Consider the following 18,796-nt stretch of genomic DNA (forward strand, 5'->3'; position numbering starts at 1 on the left):
CATCTTCTGTTTATCGATTACGCTGTTGATATAACAAATAAATAAAGAACGGTGCACCAATGGCTGCCGTAAATACACCTGCTGGGACATCTAACGGTAGAAATGCGGTTCTAGCAACAAGATCAGCCAGCATCACGAGAATACTTCCAACAAGCGCAGATGCTGGGACAAGCGCTATGAATGAACGTCCAATGATCATCCGTGCAACGTGCGGCGCCATGAGTCCAACAAATTCAATGCCGCCTGCAAATGCGACTGCAACACCAGCCAATGTCACACTCATCAGGAGAAAGAATAATCGTTTCGCCTGCACTTTAACCCCGAGACCTGTTGCAAGATCATCGCCAAGTTCTTTTACATTCATCGTTCTTGCTAACACCATGACAATCGGTAAAATGATCATCACCCAAGGAAGCATCGCAGTGACGTCTTTCATCGTAGAACCATATAAGCTCCCCGTCAGCCAGATGTAAGACTTGGTCGTTGTCATCGTATCACTAAGAACAAGCGTAAACGTCACACATGCCTTCATAATGGCAGAAATCCCAATTCCCATTAGAACAAGTGTGATCGGCTTGACCCCTTTTTTCCATGAAAGCAAATAGATCAGACTCGATACCGCAAAAGCACCTGCAATCGCCCATAAGGATTGATAAGCAATAGGCACAGTGCCCATCCAAAAGACGATGAACATAATCGCACCAAACGAAGCACCACTTGTAATTCCAATGATATCTGGTGATGCCAGCGGGTTGCGGATCAACCCTTGCAAAATAAGCCCTGATACCGCAAGTGCAGATCCAACTAAAACAGCCAGCAGCGTTCGTGGAATCCTCAGTGTATTTAACACAAAGGAATTCCCCTCTCCCTGACCGATTAAGTGAAGCAGCACATCGACCGGCTGAATGAACCGGCTTCCCATACTGAGACTGAGAATAAATAAGCCAAAGGCAATGGCCGTCAATAAAAGTAAAATCAAAAACGTCCGCTTTGAAAATTGAAATGAAATGCGCCCGCCTTTAGAACGCACTGTATATGTTTTAGCCACCTGTCTTCAACCCCTTGCGCACGAGATAAACAAATAGAGGCGCTCCTGCTACCGCCGTCATGACACCAATCGGCACTTCCTGCGGCATGATCAGAAAACGAGCCGCCAGATCCGCGGCAAGTAAAAGCGACGCCCCCACAACGGCACAATACGGCAGTACCCAGCGGTGGTCAGGCCCAACGAGCTTTTTCACAATATGCGGCACAAGAAAACCAACAAAACCAATTGAACCAGCAACAGCGACGGAACCACCTGCTAAAAAGACAACGAGGACACCCATCGTGATTTTCAGCAGCAGTGTACGCTGGCCAAGTCCTTTGGCAATATCATCTCCCGACAAAAGAACATTAATAGAACGTCCAAGAAGCAGCGCCACTACAGTCGCACCTAAAATATAAGGCAAAACAGGGATTAACATATCAATGCTTCTTCCAGACACTGACCCAGCCATCCAGAACAAAATGCTTTGAATCGACTGTTCATTCACGATTAAAAGACCTTGTGTAAAAGACGCAAACAGTGCAGATATCGCCGCACCTGCAAGGACTATTTTGACCGGCGTCAATCCATCTCTTCCAATAGAACCTAATAGAAAAACGAGCATCCCTGCAATCGCTGCGCCTAGAAAGGCTGTCCACATATAGCTTGTTAACGACTCTGTTGAAAAGAAAACAATCGAAATCACGATAAAAAATAGTCCACCTGCATTAATTCCTAATAAATCAGGCGCCGCAAGCGGATTTCTCGTCAATGCCTGCATGAGTGCACCTGAAATCGCCAGGCTTGAGCCAACGACCGTTGCAATTAAAGCTCTTGATAATCTGGATGTCATGACAATGACACTGTTTGGATCCGATTCATCAAATTGAAGAAAAGCATGGATGGTGGCTTTGAGGGAAATTGAGGTTTGCCCAAGGGAAATACTGAGCATAAAAAAGACCAACATCAACACAATGAATCCAGCAAAAAGCAGTGCCTTGCTTGAATCCTTTTTTATTAAACTTCTCATCTGATTCCCGCTTTCAATCTGTTATGGAAAAAAGGAGAAAATGGTATATTCACATTTTCTCCTCTGTTACGACTTATTTATCAATTCCTAAACGATCGTAAATATCATCAAGCATCATGTTTGCAGCGATAATACCTCCGCCCATGTTCCAAGTGATTTCATCTACTTTATGCACTTGTTTCGCTTTCACTGCGTCAAGCTGCTTCCATAAAGGATGACTTGTCCACTCTTTATATGCTTTTTCAACTGCTTTATCCTTTTCATCCATAAAGTAATAGATCACATCTGCATCCATTTGCGGAATGCTCTCTTTGTCTGTCAGTGTAATGATGTCTTGCTTTTTATCTTTGACATTCTTAGGTCCTTCAAAGCCTAGCTCTGTTAAAATGGACCCTGCGAAACCAGTTTGATAGATTCTAGCATGATCTGCACGGAAGTTCACCACAGATACACTCATCGGCCAGTTTTTGATGTCTTTTTTCGCTTTTTCTTTGAAGTCAGCGACGCGGTCATCCCACTTCGTCAGCAATTCTTTTGATTTGTCTTCCTGGTTTAACGCTTCACCCATCAACTTCACTGTATCTTTAAATGTGAACACAGTTTCAGTTGCAACAGTTGGAGCGATTTCTTTCAGCTGATCAAAAATTTGCTCGTGACGGATTTTCGATGCAATGATCAAATCAGGCTTGAGCTTTTCAATTTCCTCTAAGTTTGGCTGTGTTTCCTGCCCAACAATTTTAACATCCTTTAAGTCATTTCTTAAATATTTATACGTAGGTGCTTCAAGCCATGATTCAACAACACCTACTGGTTTAATGCCCATAGCGACTGCTGCATCCGTTGCTCCTTGGTACAGTGTCACCACACGTTTAGGCGATCCTTTAATTTCAGTTGAACCGATAGCGCTTTCAACGGTTCTTGTTTTCTCTTTACTATCTGACTTGCCGTTACTGCTATTGCTGCCGCAAGCTGCAAGTAAAACGATGGAGAGCACAACTAATAGCGACCAAAAAGATTTCTTGAACATGTACCTCACCTATCCATTCTATATGTAGTCATATCGTTTGATAACGATTCTCATTATCACACTATGATTTTATCATAGAAAAGGATGGTGTCAATGTAAATTTTTAAGAAAATGGGAGAGTATTGACTAGTTATTCATACTAAATAGAAGGATTCCACATCTGGATGGTCCTGCCAATCTGTTTTCCTGCTTCTAGTAAAACTGACAAATGGGTATGTCCTTCAAGCACTTGATAGACTGATTGTTTTTTGATTGGTTCTTTCGGCAACTCATGAAAAGGGAGAAATGTCTCGACGTCATACAGTTCATCCTTGCTGCCTACAAACATGCCATACGGCCGATCCATCTTCGCAAATTGGTTTTTAGGTGCAGATGGGGTTAAAGCAAGAGATAGATTGACAGTGATGGTCGTCAACAGAAGCGGATCCTGCTCGACTGCCCATGCAGGATAATGAAAACGTACGGCTTCAGAATGACTCATCAGCCCCCCTTTTGTCATCGCAGACAGAACGAACTTCCATACTTGAACGCTTGCAAAAGGGATTTGATCAGGCCTCGCAGTACCTGATTTATAGCCAAATTCAGGTGCAATAAAAAAGTAACCGTCTACTTCTCTTTTTTTTGGCCAAGACAAGTAGTTAAGCAGCAGGCCCGCTCCAGATGAATGACCACAAAGGTAGATGGCACCTTTATGCTCCTGTTTGATAGCATCTACAACCTGCGAGATATCTTGCCATACATCAGTGACACGAGGTGTATCACCCTTTTTTCCTTGAGAATGGCCGTGGCCTCTTAGATCAAGTAAAAATACATTTACGTGAAAATCATGTTGCAGTGTGTAAGCGATATGCTCATAACCAGCCAAACTATGAGCACCACCGCCATGAATCAAGATCACATTGGCCTGCGTCTTCTTTTCTGATAAAAATGGATAATACGCAAGGCTTGTACCATCATGTGATGAAATGAATTGTCTTTCTGGAATATGTACAGCGGCTGCCTGCTGCATACTTGTAAATGAGAATGGTTCGGTCTTGATATCTGTCAATTTTTTTGCTCCTTCAAACAGAAACGAGAATGGCCAGCCGCGCTAGTCATCCTCATTCTTATATCTTATTCATTGAATTCTTTCAAAGGGAAGGTATTACTTTCAATAATCGCGACAATTTGATTTAACGCTTTTTTTGCTTCTGGTATAGGGAAGACAGGAAACACGTGATTCATTTTAGGATATTCTATATAGTTTATTGGAACCCCCTGCTTTTCTGCCATCTCTTTGAATTTACGAGCATCTGGGAGAAAGAATTCGTGAGTGCCTATAAAAACAGAAATTCGTCCCAGTGATTTGATCTCTCCATAAATTGGACTGACTAAGTGGTGTGTTTCATCCATTTCACCCGCATATCTTTTTCCTGCTTCAATTAATAAGGCTAGATTGAGCATTGGCTCTTTTGGAACCATAGCAGCGATATCTGGGTTGCTTAATGTGACATCTAGCCATGGTGATAAAAGAATGATATTTCCTGGCTGCGGCAAGCCCTTTTTTGCCAAGTATTGAGCAAAAGCTAACGATAAACCGCCGCCAGCAGAATCGCCCATGATGACGATATTTTCAGGTGTTCCTTTCTCTAAAAGACCTTGGTACACAGGGAGGACACTCTCGATCGCATCCATATACTGATGGTTCGGTGCTTTTGGATACACCGGCACATACACCGTACTATTTAATTGCTTCGTCAATCGATCTAAAAAACGCCAGTGCCAAGTTAAAGGCTGTTCGATATAGCCACCACCTGGTATAAACAACACCTGATGGTCATCTGGCTGGTCATTTGATTTCAGCATATACGTATCGACTGGAAACGAGTCATTTTTAGTGATTTTGTACTTATTCTTGATTTTTTCAGGTAATTCATAAGGTAGTTGATTTGCCTTTCTTCGTTCTTCTAGATAATCATTTACATTGAGTTTCTTTTTCGTCAAAGCAAGTAGCTGTTCTACTAAAAAACTTTGAATACTTCGCATATGATCAACCCCTGTTCATAGAATCATGATGATCGATTTCGATGGAAAGATAAGGCTTCTAAAGCATACCATATGAAGACGTACATCAGGAAAAAACCTTTTTATCCAGCTGATCACTCACCACAACAAACACCTATCCATTAATGAACAACTGTTTATTTACTGTTACTCATATTCTACTTTTTAGATGCATGACAATCAATTGTCAATCTGACCCTAACCGTTCATTAATAGACAGATATCGACTAAGTGTTCATCACGTCAATGTCCAGACATGAAAAAAGACGAACTGGACAAGTTCGTCTTTTGGATTGATTACGATTAAGGCTGCAAGCTTAGGATTTTTTGAATCGTATGCATGACCCCGCTCTCTTCATTTGAGAGCGTAATAAAATGCGCAGCATCTTTTACCTCTTGGACGGCATTTCTTACAGCAAAGCTGTACTGAGCGGATTCCATCAGTTCTAGATCATTACGTCCATCACCAAACACCATCGTTTCCTCTTCTGTTACCCCCAAAATGTTCTGTAGCTGCTTCACGGTGGTTCCTTTATGAACACCAATATTGGAAATGTCAATCCACGTATCTTCTGAAGCGACAACATATACTTGTTCAAAGAATTCACTTAACATTTCTCTCGTCTGTACGCAATTTGCCTCAGGATCATGAACGGTGATTTTCACAAAGTCATCTTGTATATCTGCAAAGTTTGATACCTTGAGGACATTTGTATAAGAGCCCGTCACAAATCTCATTTCACTCTCAGATAAATGCTCATTGACGACTGCACCATCTTTCGTACATGCAATGATCGTCTGCACTTTACTTATCTCCTCCAGCTTATGGATGATCGATAAACCCAGATCATTTTTTATTAAAGATTCATAAACAAATTGTCCATTCTTTTTAATCCGCGTTGCGCTATCCCCTAAAATCCAAAAATCCTTTGCATGCTCACCAAACAATGCCTCCACTCGTTCACACTGCTTTCCCGTACAAGGAGCGAACGCTACATTTTTCTCTTCCATTAATGCTTTTATTTTCTGAAATAAAGCTTGATCAAATGATCCTTGGCGATTTAAAAAAGTGCCGTCTAAATCCGTAATAATTAATTTAATCATGTTCTTCCTCCAATTCCTTAGCTGAACAAACACTATGAAAATTGTATATGTGTACGTGCCAGAAAGTAAATAAGCCAGGAACATGTTGTTTGTCATCACACATAAAGGCACTTGTTACAGGTACGTCACAAGGCGTTTCATGAATCAACATATAAAAAAATAGACGAACGGTCATCGTTCGTCTTCTTCCCTCACTTCACTTCTTCATGCTCCTGAACCGCATGTCGTTTACTAGCGATAAAGAGTGCAACCGTCATGGCTAAGATAGTCAACGCCCACCAGAACGTCGATACAGCCTCCTTATGATCGATAATAATCAAACGGATGACGGCTGTGATGCCAATATATATAAAATAGCGAAGCGGAAAATGAAAGTTTGATTTAAAGTACTTAATAATTAAGGCAATAAACTCAAAGTACATAAAGAAGATCAGCAACTCACCAAGCATTTCATAATAACTGTCTTCTTTGCTGAGCAAATTCTTGTAAACGAATTGGACAATATACCAAGTTTCACTAATTAAGAGGACGCTTAAAGCAATGGCCAGAAAGAATAAACAAATATTCAGAAGGCCTTGCAAGAGATCCGGTACCTTTTGGAAGTTGTTGAATCGTTTCATTAGATTGTCTCTCCATTCCATGTTATTCATTTGCTACCTATATTTTGATGTGCCAGAATCGCAGCACGATGTAGTAAACGCCGTTCTTTTCCATCCTTTCAAACTGCCCGTGCATGCGGGACATCATTCGTTTTATGCTTCGTTCACCAAGTCCAGTGCTTTCCTGCGTGTCATTTGTCTCGTTTATCGCATTGCTGATATGGATCTCAAAGATTTCTTGGTCGGATAGAAACGTGAGATTGATATCTTTTTTCGGGTCAGCGTATTTCAGTATGTTCGACATCAGATTATCAAACACTCGGCCAAGCTCCTCGACATTCACATTGATATAGCTGTCTGGCAGCTCTCCTAAAAGATGAACCTTAAATGTCTCTTGCTGCAAAATCGCCACCTGATCTGATAAGAGATCGTAAATGACCTCTTTGACTGCAACTGTCTCAAGCTCAGGTTCATGTTCTTTATCAAGTAGAAAATAGGCGAACAGATTATCAGATAGATTTTTCAATTGCAGTGCTTTTTCATAAGCACTTGCTATATATTGATCCTTACGGGTATCCGCTCCAGCCTCCTCTTTTTTCGCAAACTCCAAATTCATCATCAGCGACGTCAGCGGTGTCCTCATATCATGGGACATTTCAGTAACCAAGCTTCGGCTCTCTTCTTGCAGCTCATCAATGGCTTGAAGCTTGTCCAAAAAAGCTTTACGAAGGTCCTCAATACTTTTGGCAATCATCGCTAATTCGTCATGCCCTTTCACCGTCATCTCATAGTCCAGCTCTCCGCCTTCAAGAATATGTATCTCTTGGTGAATCGTTTGCAGGTAGCGCAAACTTTTGCGAATCCCGAGAAGAACCATGAGGAGAAAAATAAGCGTTGCTCCGAGCAGCTCGAGTGTAAAGGCAAGATCGTGGTAGCGAGATGAATAGAACCCGTCCACCATGACGCGGCCTTTACCGTCGCTAAACTGAACCGGATACGAATGTTGCTCAGCGTACTGAGTCATCCTTTCTTTTCCGTACGCCGATTCATCCGCAGCCGAATAGATGGAGTCATATTGCAGCTCCTCATCCTTGAAGATAGTCAAATTAATGTAATTCTCTTTTTTCACCCACTCGCCAAACGCTTTTCGATCCGTTGAAGACAGCTCATTCTCAGACACATAGCGGCTGAATTTTTGAATGTACTTGGCTGACTCCTGATCGTAATACTCGTCCGAACTCAAATATCCATCGATCAAATCATTGGTGATCTTTTGCAGCATCAAAAAGACAATACCACTCACAATTGCAGCCGCCAAAATCAGCAGTGCAAGCTTTTTGGCCAGTGTATATTTACGATGTGCCAAATCGATATCCTCTTCCCCATTCAGTTTTGATATATACAGGACGCGCAGGATCATCCTCAATTTTGGCACGCAGCTTTCGAATATGCACCATCACCGTATTGTTGGAACAATAGAAATAAGGCTGTCCCCACACGCTTTCATAAATATTTTGGGCTGAAAAGATTTTGTTTCGCCTGCTCATAAGCAGTTTTAACATCCGATATTCTAGATCAGACAGCTTAATTTGCTGGTTTTCTTTCCATACTTCATTAAATTCTTCACTTACCTTCAGTTTGCCCCCAACAAGAAAGGTCTCTTCCTGTTCCTTCTTTTCCTGATAGACAGTATACCTGCGTAATTGTGCAATCACTCTAGCATGAAGCTCCTCTTGTGAAAAAGGTTTTGTCATATAATCATCCCCGCCGGCAAGTAAGCCTTCGGTTTTATCGAATGTACTTGATTTGGCTGTTAGAAATAGAATCGGGACATTGGAAGAGGCTCTTATCTGCTGGCACGTTTCGATGCCTGAGAGCCCCGGCATCATCACATCCAAAATCACCAAATCGAGCGAATCGTCCACAAACTTCAATGCTTGCTCGCCATTCATCGCTCTTAGCACCTCATATCCTGCACGTGAAAGGGATTCCTGCAGAAGGTCACCAATATCCTGATCATCTTCTACGACTAATATTCGATGGGTCATGTCTCTCACCTCATGTAATGTGTTGCTCTTTCTTTTATGTCTTTACTATATATCATCTAGTTATGTGAAAAGATACAGCATAAACCTTAACAGTTTATGAATTTGGCCTTCTGCCATCAATTTGTCACATTTATTTTCAAAAAATTGGATCTTCATAAATTGTTAAGAATTGGGCCGTATATTGATTCATTGTAAGGATCGATGAATTGATCCGAATCACAAACAAGAAAAGGAGCATAGATATGAATGCAAACAAAGTAGCACACGGACAACCGATGAGTCTGCGGGAACGGGTTCATTTCTTGGACATTGTACGAGGGTTCGCCTTAATGGGGATTATTCTAGTCAATTACTTTTTGATCGTGGATTCGGCTAAGGGATTTGACATGCTGTCAAATGATGTCTTTCACAATGTGGTGAATTGGTTTGCCTCAGGGAAATTCATTACGTTGTTCTCCTTTCTATTCGGGGTTGGTTTTATGATTTTTATGGATCGAGCTGCTCAGAAGGTGGACAGTCCGAACAAGCTGTTTGCCCGCAGATTAACCATTCTCTTAGGATTTGGCCTTCTGCATTTAACTTTTGTTTGGATTGGTGACATTTTGGCCTATTATGCAGTCGCTGGCTTTTTATTGCTTTTCTTTTACAAACACACAGCCAAAACCATCCTATACTGGCTCATCACACTTTTTGTGATTCAATTGCTCACGCCTTTTTTCACGATGCTGCTCAATACCGTCAGTTCAGGATCATCAGGCAAGCCGGACTTTGCTGATTTTGAATTAATCAGCCACAACAGTCTGACTTATTTAGCATCTATTGGTGACCGGTGGACAGATATGGTGACAATGGCTTCCGGCTCTTTTTCTACTGTCTACTCCATGTTCTTCATGTTTTTACTTGGCGTGTATTTTGTGAAAATGGAGTTTTTCAAAAACATGGAGACGAAAAAAACGATTTGGAATCGCATTTGGATCATTTTCACAATCGCATTTCTGATTACACAAAGCAGCACGATCATAGCAGCGGTCAATCCTGTTGAAAATACACTGTGGACAGACATAGTCTCTGCCCTTGAACAAAACGGCGGATTAACAGGTAGTATGTTTTATATGAGTACACTTGCGATGCTGTTTCTGCACGTTCCTCAGCTGCGAGGTGCTTTGATGGTCTTTACCAAAGTCGGACGCATGTCACTGACCTGTTATTTGCTACATTCGATCATTGGAACTCTGCTATTTCTAAAGTATGGAGCGGGGCTTGTCGATCATCTCCAGCCTGCTGGCACGTTCATGATTGGACTCGGGGATTATGTCTTCCTCGTACTCTTTAGTACATTATGGTTAAAGCGGTTCAAATATGGCCCGATGGAGTTTATTTGGCGTCAGCTGACATATGGGAAGGTTGATGATCAACCGAAAACAAATACAATGGATATGGCGAAGTAACTGAAATAATAGTAGTTATAAAGAGTGAGAAAAGGCGAACTTTAGTGGTTCGCCTTTTTAATATTGATTTAACAAATCATATATTAATACTAATTGATATATAAAGATAAAGTTAGCACTTCGGAATTTCTAGATGTTGGTATAAATAAAAACCTAAGAGATTCTTAAAATAAATTCAACATTTAAAAATAAAGAAAAATATAATAAATCGTGCTACCATAACAGAGGTACAGTTGTTGTAACTCTCTGCCTAGAACAACTTAAACTGTTTTTTGAATCAAAAAAGGGCTGAGGTAGAAGCTCTCTATTACGAGGTGATAGTCATTGAGAGACTTGAATAAGATATACTTTCCAGAAAAGAAAATTTTTTTAATGGATCAGCACAAATGGGCCTTTTATATTTGGGAATTAGCAAGGGAAGAAGGATTAATTATGCCTAATGCAACCCTTTTTCATGTGGATGCCCATCTAGATGATGTGCCTTCTGTTCTACAAGATAATCCCGAATACATAGATATTGAAGGCCTAGAAAATATAAAATCCTTTACTGATAAATCTATACAAAATTTTACGTTCATCTGGCCCGCATTTGGGCGTGAAACAATCAACAATATTATCTACGTTTCTGATTTTTCACGTAGTGACCCTTTCGAGGAGTGGACCAGAGAAAATGTAGCGGGACGCATTTACGAAGGTATTAGAGTTCACTCTATTGAGGAATTAAAAGATTCAATCTTACTTGGGGAAGTAGAACCATATGTCCACAACAATTCACTAATACTCAATCTCGATTTGGACTTCTTTAATGAAGAAGAATTTTACGATCGTGACCCAAAAATAAAGTCGGATCAAGAAGTGATGGAATCGTTAACCTACCTTAAAAATTTGTATAAATGGGATTTGATAACAGTTTCACTTTCTCCTGAGTATTGTGGTGGCGAAGAAGCATGTGATCACTTGTTAAAACTATTCCTTAAAGTATTTAAACTCGATTTAAATACAGGCATACTATGGAACAAATAAAAACGCATAAGCTCCTATGCGTTTTTTTGTTTCTATTTTTTTAATTCAAACTCCATTTTAATAAGCCGTCATAAGTTTATGGGTGTTTTGTAGGTGTGCCCTCATCAACAGCAAGCTAAGAAAATACAACTACCCCAAGACCTTTTTATTTATCCCACATTCTCAACTGCTAGTAAGACTATTTTTTATAACCAATGCTGCCGTTTCACTCGGATGGCTAAGAGGAAAATGATGGCCGTATGGAACAACATCAACATTTCCAAGATGCAACGGAGCAGAATAGTCTTTGTCATACTCCCCCCAGATAATATGAGGATTATCCTTTGTTACTTCATTGAATTCACCTTGATCGTTTTTCAATAGTAAATGATTAAGCTGAACCGTCGTATTTAAAATTCTAGGAGACGTAAAACTGTTTCTGATTTTTTCAATATAATGTTCAGGGATGCTCTCCGTCCTTTCAAACAAACCATTACTTAATAAATAACGCTTTATCATTTTAGGAGTTGCTAATTTTAATGACCATTTGTTCATCCATTGTGGAACATTTAGCGATTTAGCATTTTTTTTAGCAACAGGCGGCTGAAGTAAAGTAATTGAATACTTCTTATCTATGTACCCTTGTCCCAATGCTTTCAATAGAATAAACGCACCGAATGAATGGCCAATTAGATGTGCACCATGAGCCGCTTTCTCCAATACCTTTTTCACTACATTCAAATAGATATCTAGAAGATGTTTCTCTCGTTTAAATGGAGAACGCCCCAAACCTGGAAGATCCAAGATCCATACAGGCTGACCCGTTTTTTCATGAAGCTCTTGTGCTAAAGGGAATAAATCCTCTCCATCACTCAATAAACCATGTAATAAAATAAACGGTTTCCCTTCTCCTTGTAATTGGTAAAGGGTGTTGTTATCGCATAATGTTCGCTCAAATGCATGATAATGCTCACCATGTTGATTCATCATGCGATAATCCAGATCAGCTACTACGGCAGGGAAAAAGTTCATGACACTCGTCTTCTTAAACCAATCTTCCCCCATCATTTTTTTCACTGAAACATTTGAAAATGTTCGTTTTGTCATAAAATTGAGTCCATCAGAAGGAATGTTTGTTATTTTACTTACTCCACTTGTCATCATTGCTTTCATAAGCGGCATTGGGACAGAGATTTTTGGTGATCTCATATTCATACTTTCCGACATCACACTTAATAATTCAGCAATGTTCTGATCATGCTCTTTGTCTTCAACAAGTGTATATGTTTGAATAGCCGGCTGCTCCATCCTGAAAACCTGCACAATAAACTTCGCAAACTCATCGTTTGAAATCAGTGGCAGCCTAAATCCTTTACCTCCAGGAATCACTGGCATAAGCCCTCTTCGCATACTTGTTACAAGCAATCCTAATCCTGCTATCTGTTCTGTACTCCCTGTTTTACTACTGCCGACCACAGTTGGCGGATTAATGACAGACAGCGGATAACCGACAACTGATGCTTGTTGACGGATATAAAGATCTGCTAAAAATTTTGTTCTCTCGTAAGGATTCTTTATTTTCAGGTAATCATTTCCTTCTTTAAACACATCAATTGCAATCTTGCTATTTTCATCATCAAAGGGGCTCATATAACCGACAACATGAATAAAATGCTGCAAGGCCTTCAATTGATGAATATTTTTAGCCAATTCACCAATATATTTGGCGCCATTTAAAAAGACGGAAGCTGCCTCTTTACTTGTCGCTTGAATATCCATAGGGCCTCCTGCGTGAATCATCACATCCGTCTTCAATACGCTCTCTTTATCTTCAGGACTTAGACCTAAATCTATTTTCGTCAAATCACCTTCAACAAAGTGCATCACTGACTCTTTTAAAATACCTCTTTCTTGAAAAATGCGTGTCGCTTTACTTTTCGACCTCACTAAAAGAAGAATGTTCACATCCTCTTTGGCTAATTCTTCGACTAATTGCTTTCCAATAAAGCCTGTTCCACCTGTTAAAAATACTGTTTTCATATAAAATCTCCTTTTTAGTACTATTCAGTACTAATTTGATGTAAAAAAAATGCTTCTTTATCGAAGCAAGTTAAATAAATGATCTGCTGTTTTTGTGATGACAGTGGCATCCTTCAATGTTTCTGAAATAAATAACGCTCCTTCAAGATTTGTAATAAAAAGTGATGCCACCTCATCAATCTGAATCGTATCTCTGAATTCCCCGTTCTCTACACCTTGTTTCAGTAATAGAGAAACTTTCTTTTGTAAACCTGTAAAAAATAAACCTATTTTTTCTTTTATTTGCGTGGCCTGTGCAGGACTTTGAATATAAAGAGTAATAAATGGACAGCCTCCCTGATACTCTCTCGACTGAACGCCTTGTGATAATTGCTTTAAAAACATTTGGATACGATCTTCAACTGAAAATTGGGTCTGAGACATTACGTCGTCTATTGCAGCTTGATACATATCAATCCAATAATCAACGACCCCTTCTAATAATTCCTCCTTATTAGAAAAGTGATAATACACATTCGACTTTGATACTTTGCTTACACGTACCAATTCATCCATACTTGTATAAGCAAACCCTTTTTCCAAAAATAATGTTGCAGCTACTTCAAGTACACGTTTTTGATTCATTAATTTTGCCTTTGTCATAATTAGAACTATACAGTACTAATTTTAATGTTGCAAGTATTTATTTTGAATAAAGTTGATCTGAACCTCGAAGTTGTTAGCGGCCTTAAAGGTAAAATCATTTCTCCTTTAAAAGGTTCAAAACAAATGTTGTGAGGAGAGTATTTCAGAGAAGTTTGTAAAAGACATGCATTGAGCATAGCCATGCTGTAAACGTTATGAATAAGAACTATGTATGGGAAAGGTTAAGACATTCTAATAAAAAACAACCGCAGACACGTATCTCCATGCCACCCAAAAATGAGGGACCAAAGGAATTGTATCTGCGGTATGTTCAATAATTAAATTTTGTGGGTGTTTTGTGGGTGCTTAATATAAATGTAACGCCTAAACACCTTTAAACCCCTGTATATCAATGGTTAACCAATAGAACCTTCCATCTCAAACTTAATCAAGCGGTTCATTTCAACGGCGTATTCCATTGGCAGTTCTTTTGTAAATGGCTCGATGAAGCCCATGACGATCATTTCTGTTGCTTCTTCTTCAGAAATTCCGCGGCTCATCAAGTAGAATAGCTGTTCTTCTGATACTTTTGATACCTTCGCTTCGTGCTCTAATGAAATGTTGTCGTTTAAGATTTCATTGTAAGGAATCGTATCAGATGTTGATTTGTTATCCATGATGAGTGTATCACACTCGATGTTTGAGCGTGCACCCTCTGCTTTGCGTCCGAAGTGAACGATTCCGCGGTACGTTACTTTACCGCCTTGTTTCGAAATCGATTTCGATACGATCGTTGAAGATGTGTTTGGTGCAAGGTGAATCATCTTCGCACCTGCATCTTGGTGCTGACCTTTACCTGCTAGGGCAATACTTAATGTCATACCACGAGCGCCTTCACCTTTTAAGATGACTGCTGGGTATTTCATTGTCAGCTTAGAACCGATGTTTCCATCAATCCATTCCATTGTTGCATTCTCTTCACATACTGTACGTTTTGTCACAAGGTTGAAGACGTTGTTTGCCCAGTTTTGAATCGTTGTATAACGGCAGTAGCCGCCTTTTTTGACGATGATTTCAACTACCGCACTGTGAAGTGAGTTTGTTGTGTAAACTGGTGCTGTACAGCCTTCTACGTAATGCACATGTGCGCCTTCGTCAACGATGATCAGTGTACGCTCGAACTGACCCATGTTTTCAGAGTTGATACGGAAGTATGCTTGAAGTGGAGTATCTACTTTTACGCCTTTTGGTACGTAGATAAATGAACCACCAGACCATACAGCCGAGTTAAGCGCAGCAAATTTGTTGTCAGTCGGAGGAATGACTTTTGCCCAGTGCTCACGGAAGATGTCTTCGTTCTCTTTTAATGCGCTGTCTGTATCTTTAAACACAATTCCTAGATCTTCAAGGTCTTGCTTCATGTTGTGATACACAACTTCAGATTCATACTGAGCAGATACACCAGCTAAATATTTTTGCTCTGCTTCTGGGATACCAAGCTTATCAAAGGTTTGTTTGATTTCTTCTGGTACTTCATCCCAAGAACGCTCAGAGCGCTCTGATGGCTTTACGTAGTACGTAATTTCATCAAAGTTTAATGCATTTAAATCTCCGCCCCATTGTGGCATCGGCATGTTGTAAAAGTGCTCAAGAGATTTCAAACGGAAGTCGAGCATCCACTGAGGCTCTTCTTTCATACGAGAAATTTCTTCAACGATCTCTTTTGTCAGTCCGCGCTCTGAACGGAAAATGGAAACGTCTTTATCAGAAAAGCCGTATTTATATTCACCAACATCTGGCATTTTTTTAGCCATCCATTTTCACTCCAATCTTATGATTTGCCGTTATCTTCGGCAGATGCGCCTTTTTCAAGCGCCTTCCATGATAATGTTGCACATTTGATGCGGGCAGGGAATTTTGCCACTCCCTGCAGCGCCTCAATGTCACCAAGATCAATGGAATCGTCGTATTCTTTTCCTAGCATCATATCGGAGAAAATCTGAGACATTTTCAAAGCTGTTTCAATATCTTTCCCTTTAATCGCCTGCGTCATCATCGAGGCAGATGCCATCGAAATCGAGCATCCTTCTCCTTCAAATTTCGCATCCGTGACTTTATCGTCTTCGATTTTCATCGTAAGACGAATGCGGTCACCACACGTTGGGTTGTTCATATCGACGACAATGCTGTCGTTTAGCACACCTTTGTTTCTCGGATTTTTATAATGATCCATAATCACTTGTCTGTACAGTGTGTCTAAGTTTACATTAAAAGACATTCGTAAAATACTCCTTTGTCTTACGGAGCGCTGCAATGAGTAGATCAATCTCTTCTTCTGTATTATACAGATAGAAGCTTGCTCTTGCAGTCGCTGATACACCAAGCCATTTCATGAGCGGCTGTGCACAGTGGTGTCCAGCACGAATGGCGACACCTTCCGTATCCAGAACAGTTGATGCATCATGCGGATGAACATCGTCTAAGTTAAACGTCACAAGCCCAGCTCGGTGCTGCGGTCCATAAACAGTCGCACCGTCAAGCTCCTTAAAGCGCTCAAGCGCGTAAGTCGCAAGCTGATGCTCGTAACGGCTGACTTCCTCCATACCAATGTCATTCAAGAAGTCAATTGCTTTTCCTAGTCCAACTGCTCCAGCAATAATCGGTGTTCCCGCTTCAAATTTCCACGGCAGCTCTTTCCATGTAGAATCATATAGATCCACAAAGTCGATCATTTCACCGCCAAACTCAGCAGGCTCCATATTATTCAAAAGGTCCTTCTTCCCGTAAAGCACACCGATGCCAGTCGGTCCACACATTTTATGCCCAGAGAATGCGAAAAAGTCACAATCTAGATCCTGAACATCAATTTGCATGTGCGGGGTGCTTTGCGCACCATCGACAACAATGATTGCCCCATGATCGTGGGCGATTTTGGCGATTTCTTTAATCGGGTTGATGGTTCCTAATACGTTTGAGACATGTGTGACTGCGACAATTTTCGTTTGATGTGTGATCGTTTGCTTCACATCTTCAAGCGATAGCGTGCCGTCTTCCTGTAACGGAATGTATTTCAATGTGGCGCCAGTTGCTTTTGCTGCTTGCTGCCAAGGGATGATATTCGCATGATGCTCCATATGCGTAATGACAATCTCATCGCCTTCTTTGAGGTTGGCTCTAGCATAGCTGATCGCCACTGTGTTTAGCGCAGTTGTTGTACCTCTAGTAAAAATAATCTCCTGAACAGATGAAGCACGGATGAATGCACGAACTTTCTCTCTCGCACCCTCGTATGCGTCCGTTGCTCTTGTGCCAAGGGTATGAACACCCCTGTGGACGTTCGAGTTGTAAGACCGGTAATACTCATTCATTGCATCAATGACCACTCTTGGTTTTTGAGAAGTCGCTGCACTGTCCAAATACACCAAATCATGTCCGTTCACTTGCTGATGAAGGATTGGAAATTGCTCACGAACGTCTTTGATATTCATTATTTTACTTTCCTTTCAATCACAGAAACAAGCTGCTTTTTAACTCCTTCAATCGGCAGTTCTTTTACAACTGGATTTAAGAAGCCGTAAATCACAAGTCTTTCTGCATCTTCTTTGGAAATCCCGCGGCTCATGAGGTAGTACAATTGAATTGGATCGACACGTCCAACAGAAGCAGCATGCCCTGCTGTCACATCATCTTCATCAATTAATAGAATTGGGTTTGCGTCACCGCGTGCTTTCTCACTCAGCATGAGGACACGTGATTCCTGCTCTGCATTTGACTTTGTTGCGCCATGCTCGATTTTACCAATTCCGTTAAAGATAGAGGATGCTTGATCCTTCATCACACCATGCTTCAAGATATATCCTTCAGAATTTTTACCGAAGTGGATGATGCTTGTTGTGAAGTTTTCTGTTTGGTTTCCTCGGCCGACAACAACTGATTTCGTATCACCGAATGTACCGTCGCCCATCAGTTTTGTGATGTTCTCAGACACAACGTCTCCATCATTCATCAGGCCAAGAGCCCACTCGATTTTACTGTCACGGCCATTTGCCATACCGCGTCTGTTTACATATACTGTGACTCCTTCTGCAAGGTTATCTACAGCACCGTATGTGACGCGGGCGTTTGCGCCTGTGAACACTTCAGAAACGATATTGAAGATCGCTTCTTCCGGTTTTGCTGTACTGATGTAGTTTTCTACATATGTCACAGCACTATGATCGTCTGCTACAACGATGACATGGTTGAACAAAGTCGTTTCGTCATTTTCATGAAGATAAACAGCTTGAATTGGTGCTTCAAGCTCTACGTTTTTCGGTACATAGAGGAAAGCCCCGCCATTCACTAAAGCAGCATGTAAAGCTGTTAGTTTATGCTCATCCACTTTCACTGCATCTGTCATGAAGTATTGTTTCACTAAATCTCCATGCTCACGGATCGCTGTATGAAGATCCGTGAAGATCACACCTTTGTCTTTCGCTTCAGCTGAAAGAGACAAATAGGCTGGCGTTTGATCACGCTGAATGTAAACTGTCTTATCTGTGTCCTCTAAATCAATGAGAGATTTCACTTCTTCAGGAAGCTCTTCTAATGATTCAAATGGCGCACTTTCGACTGTATGCTGTTTGAAATTCGTTAAATTCCATTTCGAAATATTCGTTTTGTCAGGCTTTGGCATTGGGAGGTCTTCTGCTTTTTCAAGAGCCTGTAAGCGAAGGGAGCTCATCCATGCCGGTTCCTGATGCTTCTCGGAGAAGCTTTTGACATAATCTTGATCTACTGATAATTTCGTTTCTAATGTCATCAA

17 protein-coding genes are annotated in these 18,796 nt (G+C 40.7%); 2 read left to right on the forward strand and 15 right to left on the reverse strand.

Features of this window, described 5'->3' with window-relative positions; translation table 11 throughout:
- Nucleotides 1–10: 10 nt before the first annotated feature.
- From NSS80_RS16025 to NSS80_RS16065, 9 genes are all read right to left on the reverse strand, one after another.
- Nucleotides 11–1,048: an iron ABC transporter permease gene (locus NSS80_RS16025; RefSeq protein WP_024425988.1), complete on the reverse strand. Its 1,038-nt coding sequence runs from the start codon at nt 1,046–1,048 to the stop codon at nt 11–13.
- Nucleotides 1,041–2,057, reverse strand: a complete 1,017-nt coding sequence (locus tag NSS80_RS16030) for an iron ABC transporter permease (RefSeq protein ID WP_024423381.1) — start codon at nt 2,055–2,057, stop codon at nt 1,041–1,043. Before NSS80_RS16030 ends, NSS80_RS16025 begins: the two co-directional genes overlap by 8 nt.
- Nucleotides 2,058–2,130: 73 nt before the next feature.
- Nucleotides 2,131–3,084 (reverse strand): iron-siderophore ABC transporter substrate-binding protein, encoded by a 954-nt coding sequence (locus tag NSS80_RS16035; RefSeq protein ID WP_024423382.1) that lies wholly within the window; start codon nt 3,082–3,084, stop codon nt 2,131–2,133.
- Between the two features lie 139 nt (nt 3,085–3,223).
- A complete protein-coding gene (locus tag NSS80_RS16040) occupies nt 3,224–4,132 on the reverse strand; it encodes an alpha/beta fold hydrolase (protein WP_342498345.1) in 909 nt (302 codons plus the stop codon).
- A gap of 65 nt (nt 4,133–4,197) precedes the next feature.
- Nucleotides 4,198–5,109 carry an alpha/beta hydrolase gene (locus tag NSS80_RS16045; protein ID WP_342498346.1) on the reverse strand — a complete coding sequence of 304 codons (912 nt, stop codon included), beginning with the start codon at nt 5,107–5,109 and terminating at the stop codon, nt 4,198–4,200.
- A gap of 321 nt (nt 5,110–5,430) precedes the next feature.
- A complete protein-coding gene (locus NSS80_RS16050) occupies nt 5,431–6,231 on the reverse strand; it encodes an HAD family hydrolase (RefSeq protein ID WP_034623831.1) in 801 nt (266 codons plus the stop codon).
- A 191-nt stretch (nt 6,232–6,422) separates the two neighbouring features.
- Nucleotides 6,423–6,851, reverse strand: a complete 429-nt coding sequence (psiE, locus tag NSS80_RS16055) for a phosphate-starvation-inducible protein PsiE (protein WP_024423385.1) — start codon at nt 6,849–6,851, stop codon at nt 6,423–6,425.
- 37 nt (nt 6,852–6,888) lie between these two features.
- A complete protein-coding gene (locus tag NSS80_RS16060; protein ID WP_342498347.1) occupies nt 6,889–8,196 on the reverse strand; it encodes a HAMP domain-containing sensor histidine kinase in 1,308 nt (435 codons plus the stop codon).
- Nucleotides 8,183–8,878 (reverse strand): response regulator transcription factor, encoded by a 696-nt coding sequence (locus NSS80_RS16065; RefSeq protein ID WP_224426606.1) that lies wholly within the window; start codon nt 8,876–8,878, stop codon nt 8,183–8,185. Before NSS80_RS16065 ends, NSS80_RS16060 begins: the two co-directional genes overlap by 14 nt.
- A gap of 242 nt (nt 8,879–9,120) precedes the next feature.
- Between NSS80_RS16065 and NSS80_RS16070 the strand changes: the two genes are divergently transcribed.
- On the forward strand, nt 9,121–10,326 hold the full coding sequence (locus NSS80_RS16070; protein ID WP_342498348.1) for a DUF418 domain-containing protein: 1,206 nt from the start codon (nt 9,121–9,123) through the stop codon (nt 10,324–10,326).
- Nucleotides 10,327–10,650: 324 nt separating this feature from the next.
- Nucleotides 10,651–11,349 carry a UPF0489 family protein gene (locus NSS80_RS16075; protein WP_317221846.1) on the forward strand — a complete coding sequence of 233 codons (699 nt, stop codon included), beginning with the start codon at nt 10,651–10,653 and terminating at the stop codon, nt 11,347–11,349.
- A gap of 162 nt (nt 11,350–11,511) precedes the next feature.
- On the opposite strand, the gene NSS80_RS16080 is transcribed toward NSS80_RS16075, so the two are convergent.
- The 6 genes from NSS80_RS16080 to sufD all read right to left on the reverse strand — a co-directional run bounded on the left by NSS80_RS16080 (nt 11,512) and on the right by sufD (nt 18,793).
- Entirely contained in the window at nt 11,512–13,368 is a 1,857-nt protein-coding gene (locus NSS80_RS16080; RefSeq protein WP_317221845.1) for an alpha/beta fold hydrolase, read from the reverse strand.
- Nucleotides 13,369–13,425: 57 nt separating this feature from the next.
- Nucleotides 13,426–13,992, reverse strand: a complete 567-nt coding sequence (locus tag NSS80_RS16085) for a TetR/AcrR family transcriptional regulator (RefSeq protein WP_041115746.1) — start codon at nt 13,990–13,992, stop codon at nt 13,426–13,428.
- Between the two features lie 416 nt (nt 13,993–14,408).
- Complete coding sequence (gene sufB / locus NSS80_RS16090; RefSeq protein ID WP_007500362.1) at nt 14,409–15,806, reverse strand: Fe-S cluster assembly protein SufB; 1,398 nt, start codon at nt 15,804–15,806, stop codon at nt 14,409–14,411.
- A gap of 17 nt (nt 15,807–15,823) precedes the next feature.
- Nucleotides 15,824–16,270 carry a Fe-S cluster assembly sulfur transfer protein SufU gene (sufU, locus tag NSS80_RS16095; protein WP_041115744.1) on the reverse strand — a complete coding sequence of 149 codons (447 nt, stop codon included), beginning with the start codon at nt 16,268–16,270 and terminating at the stop codon, nt 15,824–15,826.
- Entirely contained in the window at nt 16,260–17,480 is a 1,221-nt protein-coding gene (locus NSS80_RS16100) for a cysteine desulfurase (protein ID WP_041107713.1), read from the reverse strand. Before NSS80_RS16100 ends, sufU begins: the two co-directional genes overlap by 11 nt.
- Complete coding sequence (sufD, locus tag NSS80_RS16105; protein WP_041115742.1) at nt 17,480–18,793, reverse strand: Fe-S cluster assembly protein SufD; 1,314 nt, start codon at nt 18,791–18,793, stop codon at nt 17,480–17,482. Before sufD ends, NSS80_RS16100 begins: the two co-directional genes overlap by 1 nt.
- Between the last annotated feature and the right edge of the window lie 3 nt (nt 18,794–18,796).

The sequence above is a fragment of the Bacillus sp. FSL M8-0350 genome (genome assembly GCF_038593345.1).
GTDB lineage: Bacteria > Bacillota > Bacilli > Bacillales > Bacillaceae > Bacillus > Bacillus safensis.